The organism is Acinetobacter sp. YH12076 (assembly GCF_013419525.1).
In the GTDB taxonomy this organism is placed as follows: domain Bacteria; phylum Pseudomonadota; class Gammaproteobacteria; order Pseudomonadales; family Moraxellaceae; genus Acinetobacter; species Acinetobacter amyesii.
In genome coordinates, this window is the sequence record NZ_VOZY01000003.1 from 223,646 (window position 1) to 240,841 (window position 17,196).

Sequence of the window (17,196 nt, forward strand, 5' to 3'; positions counted from 1 at the left end):
TAATTAATCTGATAAATTCATATTATTAATTGAATTTATTAATTATAAATTCCAGATATATTATCATAATATGATTATTGTTCTTTAGCAGTCATCTCAACCATGTGTTCCATGATTTCAGTTGATTGTCGTTATACTCTTCCTCAGAGAAAGAAAAAAGCTCATCTAGATATGGGCTTTTTTTATGGCTGTTTATCATAGAAATAACGAAAGGTTAAATTCACCCTCGGCTCGGTCACGTTCATCGACTTCATTAGGGCATGCTTCCAATACCGTTGGGTTTGCCCACGCATCACGATCAACTGTCCACTTTGCAGTAAAAGCTGTACTTTCTCTTGGGTGCTTTTATGTTTAAAGCAAAACTTTCGGCTTGCACCAAAACTCAAAGATGCGATCACCACCTGCTGTGTGGGTGAAAGCAAAGATGGCTCATCATCACTATGCCACCCCACCGCTTGCGTACCATTTTCGTATAAATTGGCCAAACAGGAATTAAACGTCTGACCCACCCGTTGCTCAATATATTTCTTTAAGCGCAGTAAAGCTGGATTCCAGATCAATGCCTGCTTTTGCATGCCTGAATAGTGATACTCATAATGAGCATCTCCATACCAAACCACTTTTCGTTCCGTTTGAAAATACTGTCCATGCAAAATGACTTCATCATGCTGCCAAGCCAACTGCGTGAGGAAATAGCGTAAATATTTTTCACTGTCTTCAGCATTGAAGATCAGTCCATAATCTTCAACTTCACCATCATAGGGCAACAGATTTGCATGCGGTTCAGGCGTAAATAATTCAAAATTCATCGGTTCAACTCAACACTGTTTGGCACAGCAGCGTGATGCTGATGTCGTGAGCACATTTAAAAAATATCTTAGCCGAAAAACTCTCGTCACAAATCAAAACATTGTCATTACTTGTCGCATAGAATTTTCAGTCTTAGACTAAAGCTCATATTCACAATAAAAATAATTGCTTATGAACCTGTGGCAGCTTTTCCAAAAATTACGTCCATTCGTACAGCCATACCGCTGGCTGGTGGTCGTGACGCTGATCTTGACCTTAATTGGCTCACTCACGGCACAGGTGAATGCCCTGACACTCAAATATGCCGTAGACAGCATCAATCAGCTTTTACAGCAAGGCCTCGGTCTAGCCAATGGTTGGCATATATTAATCACCATCACCGTAGTTTTACTGGGAAAAGAAGTCATCAATGCCATCGTGCAATTTGGACAAAAATCGTTTGGTGAAAAATTACGTATTTTAATTTCTCAGGATTTGTCCCAAGGCATTATTGAAAAATTTATCACCTATCGATTGGCATTCTTCGATCAACAAGACAACCAAGCAGGCAAACTCCAAACTCGAATTGATCGGGGGGTTAGCTCGCTCACACGACTGGTTCAAATCTTTTTTATTGATATTTTACCGCTATTTACCAGTGCTATTATTGCACTGGGCTTAATGTATTATGCCAATGTTTGGGTTGGCGTGGTGGCCACAATTATCGTGCCGATTTATTTTTGGCTAACTTTCAAACAATCACAAAAACTGGCAGGCAAACGCCGTGCCCTACGCGATAATTTTGAAAAGAAAAATCAGGGTATTCTGAGTATTATCAACTCGATAACGGTCATTAAATCTTTTAACAAAGAAGCCGTCGAATCGAAAAAGCAATTAAATCTGCAAAAGTCGCTGACTGAAAACCAGATGCAGACACGGCAAACCAGTTATATCTTTGACGGACTCAAAACCTTTATTGAACAGGTCGGTGTGGTACTGATCATCATTCTGACAGCCTATTTTGTTTTGGATGGGCAAATGAGTATCGGGATGATTATGTATCACGTGTTGTTATTTAATAATGTCTCTGCCCCGATTCGCTCGCTGCATCGTATCTATGATGAAATTAACTCTGCGATGATTTATTCGGAAAGCTTCTTTAACATCTTAGAAGCGGATCATGAAATTGAAACCAGTGGCACTGCTCAACCTCCGATTCAAGGTCAGTTTGAATTAAGCAATGTCGACTTTAGCTATCCCAATGGTTTTCAGGCATTGCACCGCATCAACATGACCATCCAACCGAACAAAATTACCGCCTTGGTTGGTTTATCTGGCGCTGGAAAATCGACATTAATTAGCTTACTGGATAAGTTTTATCATCCTCAAGCGGGCAATATCAAACTTGATGGCATCGATTTAGAACAGATTGATACACAGTATTTACGTGAAAATATTGGTTTGGTTTTACAAAAAAATCATATTTTCCCAGGTTCAATTTTTGAAAATATTCGCTATGGAAAAAGTACAGCCACAGAGCAAGAAGTCTTTGATGCGGCAAGGAAAGCCTCGATCCATGATCAGATCTTAAAACTGCCACATGCCTATGAAGCAGATGCCTTACTGCTCTCAGGTGGACAGCAACAGCGTATTGCCTTGGCACGTATGTTCCTAAAAAATCCGCCGATTATTTTCTTAGATGAACCGACTGCAAGTTTAGATGCGATCGCTGCTGAACAAATTAAAAATAGTCTGGATCAAATTAAACAAGGGCGTACCGTCATCATGATTTCACATAGTTTGTCGCAAATTATCGATGCCGATTACACCTATGTGATGAAAGACGGACAAATCGTAGAACACGGGGAGCATCATGATTTGTACCATCAAGAAGGTGCTTATAAGCAAATCTTCGATGCGATGGCGAAAAGTTTAAATATTGACAAAATTGCCCGTACTTTTGAGGAAGACGAAGAAACACATAGTTAATTTTACACCGAAAAAAGCCCATCGTTTGATGGGCTTCGTTCATATTTGTTTTATTCAATTAACGCTGAACTTTTTGCTCAATTTCTTCAACACTGGTGTGACGGACATCTAGACCTTTCACCATATAAATCACTTGTTCAGAGATATTTCGAGCATGGTCACCAATACGTTCAAGTGAACGCAGCACCCAAAGTACATTCATGACCCGAGTAATGTGGCGTGGATCTTCTATCATATACGTCATGAGGGTACGGGTTGCCGATTGGTACTCGCGGTCAATATCAGCATCGGCCAAAAGGACACGTAAAGCCTGATCCACATCCAAACGTGCAAAGGCATCGAGCGCATCATGAATCATCACGCGGACTTGGTTGCCAATATGACGTGTTTCCATATAACCACGCGGTGAACCACCCTCTTCACACAAGCTTTGTGCAATACGGGCAATTTTTGCCGCTTCATCACCAATCCGTTCTAAATCGGTGTTGGCTTTCGACATCGCAATCACCATGCGTAGATCAATCGCAGCAGGATGACGACGCGCCAAAATTAGGGTAAGCGCTTCATCAATTTCAGTTTCCATACGGTTCACCGTATTGTCTTGAAATTGAACATCAATCGCCATTGTTGCATCCGTATCCAATAAGGCATGAATGGCATTTGCAACCTGCTGCTCCACCAAACCACCCATGGTCATAAATTTGGTATGCACATCCTGCAACTCTTCATTGAATTGCGAAGAAATGTGATGGTTTAAAACAGGATTATTAGGCAAAGCGAGTCTCCACTACAACGTGAATCGGCAGATTTTAGTGCCATATTAAAGCATATTGATTGTGAAACTTTTATGACCATGGATTATTTCTTTAGTAGGATCGATGGCTGATTTTTCTGATCGACCAACCACGCATTCATTTCCACTAAATCAGCTTCCGTTAATTTCCCAACTGAGGCTTTAAGTTGTAGAACATGAATTAAATAATCGTACTTAGAATTCAGATAATCTTGACGGGCTGAAAAGGCATTACGCTGTGCCAGTAGAACATCAACCATAGTTTTCAGACCTTCCTGATACTGGGCTTGTGAGGCCAATGACACTTGCGCGGAAGAATCCATTGCAGCTTTACGTGCCTGTAATTTACTTTGATCCGTTTCGACTTGCATATATGATTTTTTTACATCGGTTTGTGCTTTTCGAATCGCTGCATCCACCTGTGCTTGGCTTTTTTCAACATTGATCGCCGCTTGCTTAATGGATTTCTGTGTCCGTCCACCATTAAACACATTCCAGTTCATTTCAATCCCCACCTGATCAAATTGACCATCTTGCGACATGATGGATTGTGGACTTTGCTTGTTATAACCATAGGTCCCTACCGCTTCAATCTGAGGATATAAGGCAGCTTTTTCGACGCGTTTGCCATCTTCCGCATAACGTTGTTGCATACGCGCTTGTAAAATGCCTAGGTTCTGCTCCTGAGCCAGTTCTTCCCACGCTTGTACATTGTTTGGAATCGGTTTTTCAAACTGAAAATCTTCACGTAACACCGCCAAATTTTCTCGATATGGCCCAATCAACTGTTGTAATTGTTCCTGCGCCAAAACCAATTGAACATTGGTTGCCATGCGGTTTGCCCGTGCATTTTGATATTGTGCATTGGCTTCGCTGACATCACTTTTTGCCACCAAGCCTTCTTTTAATTTGCCATTCATCATGCGCAGCTGTTCAGATAGCGCCTGTTCTTCTTGTAGGTTGGCAACCGTCAATGCTTGCTGACGTAGGACATTAAAATAAGCTTCAGAAACATTTAAAATATGATCTTGTTTTTGAATCCGCAGATTGATTTCACTTAAATTAATCGAGGTCTTGACTTGCTTCAGCCCTTCCCATGCATCCCAACGAAAAATGGGCTGACGGGCAGTAAGCGCAATTTGTCTTGTTGTGGTGCTGTCTGGCATGATCAGCCCGGCTTGAGCGCCACTTTGGTTGGAATTTTGATTTTTTCGGGTCACATTTCCGGAGATTGTTACCGTTGGAAGTAAGTTCCCATTGGCAATCCCCAAATTCAATTTATCCGCTTCATATTGTAGTTTATTGGCTTGCCAATTGGGATCTTCCTGTTTTGCTCGTTCATAAGCTTGCACAAGATCTAGCGCACACGCCCATTGACTCGTGAAAAGCAAACAAAGACCCACCACAACTTTTTTGTTCATTTTTTTTGTAAATTCCTAATATTCAAATACCCGAGATTGAATATTCAAGCCTAAAACTAAGCAGATACTAATCATATCCTTGCAAATTTCCGTATGATTTTTATTAATTTTTTATATCAAATGCGACAAAACCGGATAATTTCAGTCGTTTTCGGACACTACTCACAACGCTATAACAAAGAACTGTACAATAGTACACATATTGCACGTGTTTCATCTATAAAATAGTCGACATTCCATCGGACAATACCACTTCTATAGCGCATCGAGTTCCTGTGTCAAAATTTTTTCAGCTGCCTGCAAAGTTTAGTGCAATGTTTTTATGTTTCAGTATGTTGAATGGATGCCAACAACAGCCTGAACCACAACCTGCACCAGAGTTTCCCAACAATAAGACTGTTCAAAAAGAAGCAGTCGATTTGTCTTTGCTGTGCAAAAAACTTGAAAAAAACATGCTGGAAATAGACGATCAACGAACAACTTTCGCTTTAGAACAAATCAACCAAGATCTCAAAGTCTGCTTACCGCTATTAAAAGCGGACGAACAAAAAAAATTACTGCGTTTGTCCAATCAAATGTATCACAACTTTTTACATGTTGAACGTACAGCTCAACAGCAAATGGCGTTCGAACAATTTGCCTTTGATATGGCTCAGCATCCCACCATTCAACAAAATCATTATGAGCAGCTCACTGCCCGAGATCAATACTTACTGAAACATAAAGGCCAAGCTTATGTGGAGTTGTTCGATGCAGGTGAAGGACAGTTACGCTATCGCCGCAGTCCTGAATATTTAGCCAAAATTTTTGCGCCTTATATGGAAGAATCTGAGCAAGTCTTTATTGAAAAACTGGCTGAACAAAATGCACAACCTGCCTTGCTGCAACAAAGTTTAGCCATTGAGCCACAAGAGATTGCGACACGTGCAATTTTTTGGGAAGACTATCTCAAACAATATCCAGATAGCCCCTACAAAAAAGATGCACAACAATTACTATATCAATATAGCCAGTTGTTATTTATTGGATCGGCACATAGTCCAGTTTCCAATGACTTTTCAGACCGCCTCAGTATTCAAGCCAGTTCTTTGGAAGAAATTGAACGCTTGGCTCAATTAAAAAACTCCAAATTGGCAGATCAGGCGCGTTTATTTTTAAAATTATTAGATCAAAATACTGCTGCATCTAATCAGCGATCAGAAGCGCAGCTGTTGAATTTAATTGGTGTCCGCAATCCTGATCCGCATTATAAGAAAGACTGTTTTAGTGACGCCATCTGTGTAAATCAGTCCTCTACTTAGCCAATGCAAGTTCAATTGCACACGGGCCTAGCCAAAATTCTGCACTGCAAAATCGATGAAAAATAACACTGTTTTAAAACAGCCTTCATGCTAATATCCGCACAAAGCTTGACGGAGCGCAGGTAATTTCCTGCTGAGATCATCTAAATTTAGTTCGCTAAATTTAAGGATGAGTACCGTTGAACCTGATCAGGTTAATACCTGCGTAGGAATCAAGCCATCTAAAAACTTAAGCCCTTCTTATCTCTTGGTTTTACGCCTTTATTTTCAGGTGAATCCATCAGATAAACTGCCACGTTTTTGGTCGTGCTTGATTCGTTGATGTCATTCATAAGGATCATTGTAATGAACCAATTAACGAATCTCACCGCTTCAGATCGCGCTGCTCAACATGAACAAGATGCTAAAGATCTCACCCGTATTCTCCCCGCGTCAAAAAAAGTCTATATCCAAGGCTCACGTCCAGATATTCGCGTACCAATGCGTGAGATCAGTCTTACAGATACGCCTACAGGTCTGGGTGGAGAAAAAAATCTACCGATTATGGTCTATGACACCTCTGGTGCTTATACCGACCCCAATATTCAAATTGACCTGAATCAAGGTCTACCCAATGTCCGTGAATCTTGGATTGAGTCTCGAAATGATACGGAAATACTCGATACCTTAACTTCAAAATTTGGACAAGAGCGTCTTCGAGATATTCGTACTGCAGAGATTCGTTTTGCGCATATATCAAAACCCCGTCGCGCTCGTCGTGGACACAATGTCTCTCAAATGCACTATGCCAAACAAGGCATCATCACCCCTGAAATGGAATACATTGCGATTCGTGAAAATCAGCGCCAGCGTGAAGGTGTAGATATGCGCCAACATGCCGGTCAAAATTTTGGCGCACGCAATTTAACTGAAATCACCCCAGAATTTGTACGTCAAGAAGTGGCTGAAGGTCGTGCCATTATCCCTGCTAACATTAACCACCCTGAATGTGAACCGATGATTATTGGTCGTAACTTCTTGGTGAAAATCAATGCCAACATTGGTAACTCAGCACTTGGTTCAAGCATCGATGAAGAAGTGGCAAAAATGACTTGGGCAACTCGTTGGGGCGCTGACACCATCATGGATTTATCGACAGGTAAAAATATCCATGAAACCCGCGAATGGATTATTCGAAACTCCCCTGTACCGATTGGCACCGTGCCGATTTACCAAGCTTTAGAAAAAGTTGATGGTGTCGCAGAGGACTTAACCTGGGAAATTTTCAAAGACACACTGATTGAACAAGCCGAGCAAGGTGTCGATTATTTTACGATTCACGCAGGCGTACTGCTTCGTTATGTTCCACTCACCGCCAACCGTTTAACAGGGATTGTGTCACGTGGCGGATCCATCATGGCGCAGTGGTGCTTAGCGCATCATGAAGAAAACTTCCTGTATACGCATTTTGATGAAATCTGCGAAATCATGAAAGCCTATGATGTGTCATTCAGTTTAGGTGATGGTTTACGTCCAGGGTGTATTCAAGATGCCAACGATGAAGCTCAATTTAGTGAATTACGCACCTTAGGTGAATTGACTCACCGGGCATGGGAACATGATGTACAAGTCATGATTGAAGGCCCAGGCCATGTCCCAATGCATATGATCAAAGAAAATATGGATCTACAACTCGAGGTTTGCAAAGAAGCACCTTTCTATACCCTTGGACCACTCACCACCGATATTGCCCCGGGCTATGACCACATTACCTCTGCGATAGGTGCAGCAATGATTGGTTGGTATGGCACCGCGATGCTGTGTTATGTGACCCCGAAAGAGCACCTTGGTCTACCAGATAAAAAAGACGTCAAAGATGGCATTATCACCTACAAAATTGCAGCCCATGCCGCAGACCTTGCCAAAGGTCATCCCGGTGCGCAGGCTCGTGATAATGCATTATCCAAAGCACGCTTTGAATTCCGCTGGGAAGACCAATTTAATCTGAGCTTAGACCCTGATACAGCGCGTAGCATGCATGATGAAACTATGCCGAAAGAAGCACATAAATCAGCCCATTTTTGTTCGATGTGTGGACCTAAATTTTGCTCGATGAAAATCACACAAAATGTGAGAGATTATGCAAAAAATCAGCAAGATATGCAGCTTTCTTCAGAATCTAATCCTGAAATTGAAACAGGTTTACAGAGCATGAAAGCGGCCTATCATGAACATGGTCAAAAGTTGTACCACAAAGTGTAAAGCTTAAAAAAAATCTTTTGTATTCAACAAAATCTCGGTTAGGATGAAATGGAAGATTTCATCCTAATTAGCGCTTATGAATATTATTAAACAGGCCACATATAACAAAAAAGATTACAGCATTGAAGGGCGTGAACATCTTTATAAAGGCTTTATTCAAGTTGAAAAAGTTCAGCTTCGACACCGCTTATTCCATCAAGACAGCATGATTCCAACCATTCAGCGTGAATTGATTCATCGTCCTGAAGCAGCAGGTGTGCTGATTTATAGTCATCAACAACAAAAATTTGCCTTAATTGAACAATTCCGCATTGGGGCGATTGATGATGAAACTTCGCCCTGGCAACTAGAGATTATTGCCGGCGTGCTCGATGGTGATGAATCTGCTGAAAGCTGCATCCGCCGTGAAAGTTTGGAAGAATCAGGCTGTGAATTAGATGCACTACAGCATTTATTTAGTTTTTATCCCTCTGCGGGTGCCTGCGCGGAATTATTCCACCTTTATAGTGCTGAAGCAGAACTGCCTGAACATGGAGGAGTCTTTGGCATGCCTGATGAAGGAGAGAATATTCAATTGCATATCTTAAACTATGCTGATATTCCTGAATTATTAACCAATGGTCGGCTAAAAAACGCACCTGTCATTATGGCCTTGCAATGGTTACAACAACAAATACATACTACAAGGAATGTCTAAGGGGAAGGACATGACTTTAAGGGATACACCACAATACGACTGGACACTGATCCAGATCTCGGACACACATTTAATGGATCAGGAAGATCTTGAATTTGTCCGCATGAATCCAGAGCAAAGTTTTCACGATGTGATTCAACAAATTCAGTTGAACCATCATCACATCGATACGCTTGTCCATACTGGCGATCTTGCACAAGTGCCGGTAGAGCGTACCTATGCGCGTTATCTCGAATATATGCAACAGCAGCCGTTTCCGTTTTATCAGATTCCGGGGAACCATGACGAAGCGTCTTGCTTCCCATTTCATCAACAGGAAGATCGTGCTCACTGCATCGCATTAGGCAATTGGTGTCTGATTTTACTGAACAGTGCGGTTAAAGGAAAAGTGGATGGTTGGGTATCACAACAGCAGTTGGAACAATTAGATCAGTTACTCACAGCACACCCACAGCAACACATCATTGTGGCATGCCACCACCACCCTTTTGCCATGCAATCGCATTGGATAGATCAGCATAAACTAAAGAACGCTGAACATCTCATAGATGTGCTTTCACGCCATGACAATGTCAAAATTGTACTATGCGGACACGTACATCAAGACTCGTCTAATCAATGGCGCAATATTCAGTTTTTATCGACGCCTTCGACCAGTGTTCAGTTCAAACCACATAGTGAAAATTTTGCCTTAGATGAGGCTTTACCAGGGTATCGTGCACTCTATCTGAATGATAATGGTGAATTTAAAACTGAAGTTGTTCGGGTCAAATTAAAACAACCTCAAATTAATGTTGAAATTTCAGGTTATTAACTTTTCAATTTGATTTTTTTGCTTTACTTTATGGCTTCTAAAGGAAAAGTGATAGTTAGAATCCAAACATCAAAGACTATCAATAAGCAGAAAAAGTCTATATGATGACGACCCCCACAGAAGGAAACTCTGTGTTGGGTGGATAAAAAACTTGCATATCACCATATTTTTTGCGTATAGATATATGCATATGATGAGGAATGCCCTACATGGCGAATGACAACCAAAATCAAGTCTTAGACGAACAAACTGATGTAGTAGACGAAAAGTCTACCAAACGCGTGCGCAAATCAAAGCCAAAGGCGACTGAAGGTGGTTCTACTGCAAGCTTATTTGGTATTGAACCTTATCAGCCTAAAAAGAATGAAGAATACATGTCTGAAGGGCAACTTGAGCATTTCCGTCACATCTTATTGGCGTGGAAAGCTGAGTTAATGTCTGAAGTAGACCGTACTTTGAATACCATGCAAGACGAAAATACTGCACTTCCAGATGTGAACGACCGTGCAACGCAAGAAGAAGAATTTGCGATTGAACTTCGTACACGTGACCGTGAACGTAAACTGATCCGTAAAATTGAACAATCAATTGAAGCGATCAAAAATGATGACTACGGCTTCTGTGAAACGTGTGGTATCGAAATTGGCTTACGTCGCCTAGAAGCGCGTCCAACAGCGACTTTATGTATCGACTGCAAAACACTTGCAGAGATCAAAGAGAAGCAAAATAACGGTTAATTCTGTGTTGAGTAATTCCTCTCTAGCCCTCCCTTTAGATAAGGGAGGGAAAGCTGCAGAGTATTACGTGGGCCGGTTTGCGCCATCGCCAACCGGCCCTTTGCATTTTGGCTCTTTAATTACAGCAGTCGCAAGCTACTGCGATGCCCGTGCCCATCAGGGGCAATGGGTGGTTCGTATCGAAGATACCGACATTCCACGTATATTTCCCGGCAGCGAAGAACACATCTTACGTTGTATTGATGCATTTCAATTCGAACCAGATGCCGAGATCATTTTCCAAAAAGACCGCTTAGAAATCTATGAGGAAGTCATTGCACATTTGTATTCCCAAGACTTGATCTATGCTTGTCAATGCACCCGAAAAATGCTTGGTTCGAATCATATCTATCAAGGCACATGTCGTAATCTTGACCTTCCCCTTCAGGATCAGGCTATTCGAATCAAAGTCGATGCACAGAACATTTGTTTTACCGACCGCTTACAAGGGACGCATTGCTCCAATCTGCAACAAGATTTGGGCGACTTCGTCTTAAAACGCCGTGATGGCATTATCAATTATCAACTTGCTGTCGTGGTGGATGACTACCTACAAGGGATGACCCATGTCGTACGTGGAGCTGATCTTTTGGACAATACCGAACGTCAAATTTGGCTCGGACAGGTTTTGGGTTATCCACGCCTTGAATACATGCACTTGCCATTGGCAATGAATAATCAGGGACAAAAGCTGTCAAAACAGAATATGGCTCAAGCTCTTGATTTAAACCAAGCAGCACCTTTATTGCAACAAGCTTTGCAGGCACTACATCAACCGCCAGTCGACTTAGACACGCCGCGCATTATGCTGCAACAGGCGATTGCGCAGTGGGATATTCAACATATTCCCCATGGCACAGCATTGCCTCAAATCTATCAATAAACCCAAATATTGATCTAAGCCAATCACTCGATATTCAATTGAATTATGCTTTAATAAAGTGATCAATCGGCCATTGGAGAGCCTAATGTTTTTTATTTTTGGAGTTGGTCCGAAAACCGAAGTCATTGAAAAGAGCCAATTTACTTGCCCTGTCTGCCGCAGCAGAACTCAGTATGAGTTGAAACAGCAACGTAATTATTTTTCTTTATTTTTTATTCCATTGATTCCACTATCTAAAGCCAAGGCGAGCTTGGTCAAATGTCTCCATTGTGGAACGGAGATGCCGGCGAGTGTACTGCACCATGCATCTCCCGATCCGCAACGAGATACCAATTTAGAAGCTTGATTCTTCTTTACTTGGGTTTACTTCTTTGGTCGTCGCATCGATCTTTAAGATCAGACTCACCATAACCGCACAGATAATCAGAGAAGACCCCCCATAACTAATAAACGGTAAGGTCAAACCCTTGGTAGGAAGCATGCCCATGTTCATGCCGGCATTCACCAAAATTTGCAGCAAGAAGATAATACTAATGCCATAAGCCAAGTAGCCTGCACGTAAGTATTGATGACGTAAAGCACGATGACCAATGCGAATACAGCAGATCAACATCACAAATGACAGCGTCAATACGGTCAAAATCCCAAAGAAGCCAAATTCTTCGCCCAAAACCGCCAACATGAAGTCGGTATGAGCCTCAGGTAAATACGACATTTTTTGAATACTATGACCCAAGCCGACACCAAACCATTCACCGCGACCAAAAGCCATTAATGCATTCGACAACTGATAGCCTGCGCCTAATGGATCATTCCATGGATTTGAGAACGACATCAAACGTTCTAAACGGTAAGGTTCAAATAAAATCAAGAACACAAAGGCCATGATGATCGCACCAAAGGCAATTGCGAACTGAATCAACGGTGCTCCTGCGAGGAAGAATACCCCTAGCATGGTTAAGGCAATCACCACCGTCGCCCCTAAATCGGGCTCTGCCATGACCAAACCGACAGTTGCAGCCATAATCACTGCCAAACGCACCAAGCCCTTAATATTATTACGGACTTCTTCGGCACGCCGTACCACATAGTCCGCGGTAAATATCGCCATCATGACTTTGGCAACTTCCGAAGCCTGTAAGGTGAAACCAGCAATACGAATCCAACGTTTAGAACCATTGACCTCTGTCCCGACAGCCAATACAGCAGCCAGTAAGATAATCGTGATAATCCATAAAAAGAAGGTGTTGTTAAACCAGACATTTAACGGCACTTTATAGGCGATATAGGCGGCGGCGGCGGCAGCGGCAATCGAAATACCGTGTCGTGAAATGTAATGAAAGGCATTTTCATGCATGCGTTCTGCATAAGGCATCGATGCAGATGCCACCATGATCGAACCAATACACAACAATGCCAAAACACAGAACACCAGAACATTGCGCACGTTGACCTCGGCAGGTAACCGAGGAAGCCAACGCTCTACAACTTCATTTATTCTATTTATGGTCGTCTGAGCCAACCCAGCCATACAACTTTCCTTATCGTTCTTTTAAACGAGTGCATTCACACAATCAACAAATTGGTGTCCACGCTCACTGTAGCCTTTAAACATATCAAAACTTGCGCACGCTGGAGACAATAACACCACATCATTGGCTACCGCATTTTGTTGGCACAGCTCAACCGCTTGTTTCAAACTTTCAGCATGAATCAGCGTGGTTGTCCCTTCAATCGCTTTTTCAATAATTGGACGATCTTCACCAATCAATACCGCAACTTTGGCATATTTTGAAAGTGAATCACGCAGTGCAGTAAAGTCCTGCCCTTTGCCTTGACCACCTAAAATAATCGCCACTTTACCGCCTTTGGCTTCAATCGCAGCACCTAGGCCATCAATCGCAGCTAAAGTCGCACCAATATTGGTGCCTTTAGAGTCGTTATAATAACGAACACCATGCACTTCTTTGACAAATTCACAGCGGTGCTCTAAACCTTTAAATGTTTTCAAAGTTTCCAACATGCCTTCGAGTGGCAAACCAATCGCTTCACCCAAAGCTAAACATGCCAAGGCGTTTGCCACATTATGTGTCCCTTGGATATACATATCTGCACTTTTCAGTAAACGCTCACGACCACGTGCCAACCAAATTGTGCCATCAGTATCGCGTAAAATACCAAACTGATTCATATCTGGAGCATTTAGGCCAAAGCTTTGCATTGGGGTGACATCTGGAACCAATGGACGTGTTAATGAGTCATCACGGTTATACACCACTTTTTTTACCGCTTGGAAAATACGATGCTTCGCAGTGTGATAGCCCATCATATCGCCATGACGGTCCAAATGGTCTTCACTCATGTTCAACACCACAGCCACTTCTGCTGCCAAGTTCGACGTGGTTTCTAATTGAAAACTTGAAAGCTCTAAAACATAAAGTTCAGGATCATCTTTGGTGAGATCCAAAGCTGGACGACCCAAGTTACCACCCACTGCCACTTTTTTGCCTGCATCTGCTGCCATAAGACCAAATAAAGTCGTTACGGTACTTTTCGCATTCGAACCTGTAATTGCGACAATCGGCTTATCTGTCGCACGACGTAAAATTTGAATTTCTGAAACCACAGGAATGTTGGCTGCAATGGCCGCCTGAATTTGCGGTAATTTTGGATCTAGCCCCGGGCTGATAATAATTTCTTCTGCTTGGAGTAATAAATCTTGATCCAACTGACCAAAACTGGTTTGTACATCACTTGGAATTTGATCATGACCCGGTGGGACTGCTCGTGAATCGGTGACTGCAACGCGGTAGCCATGGCTATGTAAGAAATTCACTGCAGAAACACCAGAAATCCCTAATCCGGCAACAACCTTCAATCCACCACGCTGTATTAACATTTTCGCCCCATTTTTTGGTCGGTTTTTAAATCTGACAAAATGTTAGCACTTTGCTGTTTTGAATGCTTTTTATGTTTTCACTTTCTCGCAGTTTTTTTGTGTCCGCTCGTAAAAAAACCGCCCATCTTGGGCGGTTTCTTCAAGCAATTGACGGTGAGTTTATTTCCATTTCACCGCTTGTACTTCAGCTTTTTTTGCAGATGGATTATCCGAAGCTGAACATCCACAACCGCCTGCACAGCCTGCGGCCATTTTGGGCTTTAACCATTTGGCTAAACTGTTCCAACCACGGTTTGCACAGTGCTCAGAAAAAGTTGTGAAGACTGAGTTCGATGTTTTTGGAAATACCTTCTTAAACACCACGACAGCACTCCAAATCACCAATACCGCAATAATTATTGATTCAAGCATGTCTCTCTCCTTTGTTCAGCTTTTGCCATTCAAGATTCACTATCCAAAATAGCGTGTTGCAATTTGATACGTGATGAATGCCATTAGATAAGCCAAACCAAATAAATAGATAGTCATGAAACTCACCGTTTTCAAGGAGCCAGTTTCACGTTTAACTGTCGCCAGTGTCGCCAAGCAATGTGGCGCATAAATAAACCACACCAATAATGATAGACCGGTTGCCAATGACCAACCCAATGACCCATCGCTACTAATTAAATTTGCCAGACCTTGAGACATGGCATCTTCATCTGTTGCAGACAAGGCATACACCGTACCCAATGCCGCTACAACAACTTCACGTGCCGCCATCGCTGGAATTAAGGCAATACAAATCTGCCAATTAAAACCTAATGGTGCAAAGATCGGTTGTAGCACATGCCCAAGCATACCTGCCAATGAATAATCAATATCCGGCAAAGTTGCGCCTTCTGGCGGTTGCGGGAAAGTACACAAGAACCATAACAAAATCGATAAAGCGAAAATGATGCCACCGACACGTTTCAAGAAAATCTTGGCACGGTCCAGTAAACCAATCCAAACACTCTTAATATCTGGGAAACGGTAGCTTGGAAGTTCCATCAATAAGGCATGCTGTGATTTATCTTTTTGGAAGAATTTCAGCACTGTTGCCACAATTAAGGCACTCACAATCCCTGCTGCATATAATGCAAATAGTACCAAGCCTTGTAAGTTAAAGACGCCCCAGACCATTTGCTGTGGAATAAATGCCGAGATCAGCAAAGCATAAACTGGTAAACGTGCCGAACACGTCATCAACGGCGCAACTAAAATCGTTACCAGACGATCTCGGGGGTCTTGAATACTCCGGGTTGCCATAATGCCCGGTACAGCACAGGCAAAGCTCGACAGCAAAGGAATAAAAGCACGTCCACTCAGACCCGCTTTAAACATCAGCTTATCTAGTAAGAATGCTGCACGTGGTAAATAACCCGATTCTTCTAAAACCAAAATAAAGAAGAATAAAATTAAAATCTGCGGCAAGAACACCACTACACCGCCTGCACCCGCAATGATCCCATCAACCACCAAGCTGTTCAGGAGTGGATGTGAAATGTGTTCACCGACTAATTCACCGAACCAACCGAAGAAGGTTTCAATACCATCCATAAACGGCGCAGCCCACGCAAACACCGCTTGGAAGATAATAAACATCATCACCGCTAAGGTAATTAAACCAAAGACTGGATGTAGAAAAATTTTATCGAGAAAGTCTGAGCGTTTATCTTCATGATCAACAAACACCACCACGTCTTTTAAAATTTGTTCAATTTTTTCGTGGTTAGTCCCAGAAAGATTGGTATCACTTAATGACGCATCTGGTTTTCTGAAGCCTTCGGCATCCAAAGCGCCCATTAAGTTTTCAATACCTGCATTACGTACAGCAACGGTTTCTACAACAGGAACGCCCAAACGCTGAGACAGCTTTTGGGTATTGATTTGCATGCCACGACGACGTGCTTCATCCATCATGTTGAGGACAAGTAAAATTGGACGACCCAAATCGATCATTTCCATGACCAAACCGAGGTGCAATTTTAAGTTTGTCGCATCAACTACACATAAAAAGACATCTTGATGCCCTTCTTCTGCAATTTTACCTTGCACGACATCACGCGTAATGGCTTCATCAGGACTCGTCGCTTCTAGGCTATACGTCCCCGGCAAATCCAAAACTCGAACAGATTTACCCGATGGCAACGTAAATTGACCCACCTTTCGCTCAACCGTTACCCCAGCATAGTTTGCAACTTTCTGACGTGTGCCCGTTAAATGATTGAATAATGAAGTTTTACCACAGTTTGGATTACCAACGAGGGCAATACGTAACGCATCACTCATGCTGATGCCCCTTCCATTGCTATTTCCACTTTTTCAGCTTCTACTTTTCGCAGTGCGAAGCGAGTAAACCCAACTTGAATTAAAATCGGGTCACCACCAAAAATACCTTTGGTAATCACCTGTACTTTTGTTCCGGGAACAAAACCCAAAGTCTCTAAACGGCTAGCGACTAAATCAGCCGGAGCATTGTTGCCATTCTGGTTACGATGTACCTTATGAATGACTGCGCTTTGTTTCACTTTCAAATCAGATAATCGCACGCAACTAACCCTAAAAAATT

At 42.3% G+C, this 17,196-nt stretch carries 16 protein-coding genes and 1 riboswitch; of the genes, 8 read left to right on the top strand and 8 right to left on the bottom strand.

Annotated elements, in window-relative coordinates:
* Positions 1 to 182 precede the first annotated feature (182 nt).
* Positions 183 to 809, bottom strand: coding sequence for an alpha-ketoglutarate-dependent dioxygenase AlkB (locus FTU22_RS04140; protein ID WP_180093136.1), 627 nt, complete (start codon positions 807 to 809; stop codon positions 183 to 185).
* Between the two features lie 172 nt (positions 810 to 981).
* On the opposite strand from FTU22_RS04140, the gene FTU22_RS04145 reads away from it, so the two are divergent.
* On the top strand, positions 982 to 2,778 hold the full coding sequence (locus FTU22_RS04145) for an ABC transporter ATP-binding protein (RefSeq protein ID WP_078189432.1): 1,797 nt from the start codon (positions 982 to 984) through the stop codon (positions 2,776 to 2,778).
* A 58-nt stretch (positions 2,779 to 2,836) separates the two neighbouring features.
* On the opposite strand, the gene phoU is transcribed toward FTU22_RS04145, so the two are convergent.
* Complete coding sequence (phoU, locus tag FTU22_RS04150) at positions 2,837 to 3,553, bottom strand: phosphate signaling complex protein PhoU (RefSeq protein ID WP_078189433.1); 717 nt, start codon at positions 3,551 to 3,553, stop codon at positions 2,837 to 2,839.
* Between the two features lie 83 nt (positions 3,554 to 3,636).
* Entirely contained in the window at positions 3,637 to 4,992 is a 1,356-nt protein-coding gene (locus FTU22_RS04155) for a TolC family outer membrane protein (RefSeq protein WP_180093138.1), read from the bottom strand.
* A gap of 332 nt (positions 4,993 to 5,324) precedes the next feature.
* Between FTU22_RS04155 and FTU22_RS04160 the strand changes: the two genes are divergently transcribed.
* The 7 genes from FTU22_RS04160 to FTU22_RS04190 all read left to right on the top strand — a co-directional run bounded on the left by FTU22_RS04160 (position 5,325) and on the right by FTU22_RS04190 (position 12,050).
* Complete coding sequence (locus tag FTU22_RS04160) at positions 5,325 to 6,293, top strand: hypothetical protein (RefSeq protein WP_257225881.1); 969 nt, start codon at positions 5,325 to 5,327, stop codon at positions 6,291 to 6,293.
* Positions 6,294 to 6,395: 102 nt separating this feature from the next.
* Positions 6,396 to 6,522, top strand: a riboswitch (TPP riboswitch).
* A 116-nt stretch (positions 6,523 to 6,638) separates the two neighbouring features.
* Positions 6,639 to 8,534 (top strand): phosphomethylpyrimidine synthase ThiC, encoded by a 1,896-nt coding sequence (thiC, locus tag FTU22_RS04165; protein WP_078189435.1) that lies wholly within the window; start codon positions 6,639 to 6,641, stop codon positions 8,532 to 8,534.
* 76 nt (positions 8,535 to 8,610) lie between these two features.
* Positions 8,611 to 9,231 (top strand): NUDIX domain-containing protein, encoded by a 621-nt coding sequence (locus FTU22_RS04170; protein WP_111884865.1) that lies wholly within the window; start codon positions 8,611 to 8,613, stop codon positions 9,229 to 9,231.
* 10 nt (positions 9,232 to 9,241) lie between these two features.
* A complete protein-coding gene (gene cpdA / locus FTU22_RS04175; protein WP_078192576.1) occupies positions 9,242 to 10,045 on the top strand; it encodes a 3',5'-cyclic-AMP phosphodiesterase in 804 nt (267 codons plus the stop codon).
* A gap of 209 nt (positions 10,046 to 10,254) precedes the next feature.
* A complete protein-coding gene (gene dksA / locus FTU22_RS04180) occupies positions 10,255 to 10,782 on the top strand; it encodes an RNA polymerase-binding protein DksA (RefSeq protein WP_078189438.1) in 528 nt (175 codons plus the stop codon).
* A 4-nt stretch (positions 10,783 to 10,786) separates the two neighbouring features.
* Positions 10,787 to 11,704, top strand: coding sequence for a tRNA glutamyl-Q(34) synthetase GluQRS (gene gluQRS / locus FTU22_RS04185; RefSeq protein ID WP_373886234.1), 918 nt, complete (start codon positions 10,787 to 10,789; stop codon positions 11,702 to 11,704).
* Positions 11,705 to 11,789: 85 nt separating this feature from the next.
* A complete protein-coding gene (locus FTU22_RS04190; protein WP_180093142.1) occupies positions 11,790 to 12,050 on the top strand; it encodes a zinc ribbon domain-containing protein in 261 nt (86 codons plus the stop codon).
* Here the strand turns inward: FTU22_RS04190 and ftsW are convergent.
* The 5 genes from ftsW to FTU22_RS04215 all read right to left on the bottom strand — a co-directional run bounded on the left by ftsW (position 12,039) and on the right by FTU22_RS04215 (position 17,176).
* Complete coding sequence (gene ftsW / locus FTU22_RS04195) at positions 12,039 to 13,235, bottom strand: putative lipid II flippase FtsW (protein WP_078192579.1); 1,197 nt, start codon at positions 13,233 to 13,235, stop codon at positions 12,039 to 12,041. The genes FTU22_RS04190 and ftsW overlap by 12 nt on opposite strands.
* 21 nt (positions 13,236 to 13,256) lie before the next feature.
* Entirely contained in the window at positions 13,257 to 14,603 is a 1,347-nt protein-coding gene (gene murD, locus FTU22_RS04200; RefSeq protein WP_078192580.1) for a UDP-N-acetylmuramoyl-L-alanine--D-glutamate ligase, read from the bottom strand.
* Positions 14,604 to 14,762: 159 nt separating this feature from the next.
* Positions 14,763 to 15,014, bottom strand: coding sequence for a DUF6587 family protein (locus FTU22_RS04205; protein ID WP_180035955.1), 252 nt, complete (start codon positions 15,012 to 15,014; stop codon positions 14,763 to 14,765).
* A 39-nt stretch (positions 15,015 to 15,053) separates the two neighbouring features.
* The gene (gene feoB, locus FTU22_RS04210) at positions 15,054 to 16,916 is read right to left on the bottom strand and encodes a ferrous iron transport protein B (protein ID WP_180093144.1); all 1,863 of its coding nucleotides are present in this window, start codon (positions 16,914 to 16,916) and stop codon (positions 15,054 to 15,056) included.
* The gene (locus FTU22_RS04215; RefSeq protein ID WP_078189444.1) at positions 16,913 to 17,176 is read right to left on the bottom strand and encodes a FeoA family protein; all 264 of its coding nucleotides are present in this window, start codon (positions 17,174 to 17,176) and stop codon (positions 16,913 to 16,915) included. Before FTU22_RS04215 ends, feoB begins: the two co-directional genes overlap by 4 nt.
* Positions 17,177 to 17,196 lie beyond the last annotated feature (20 nt).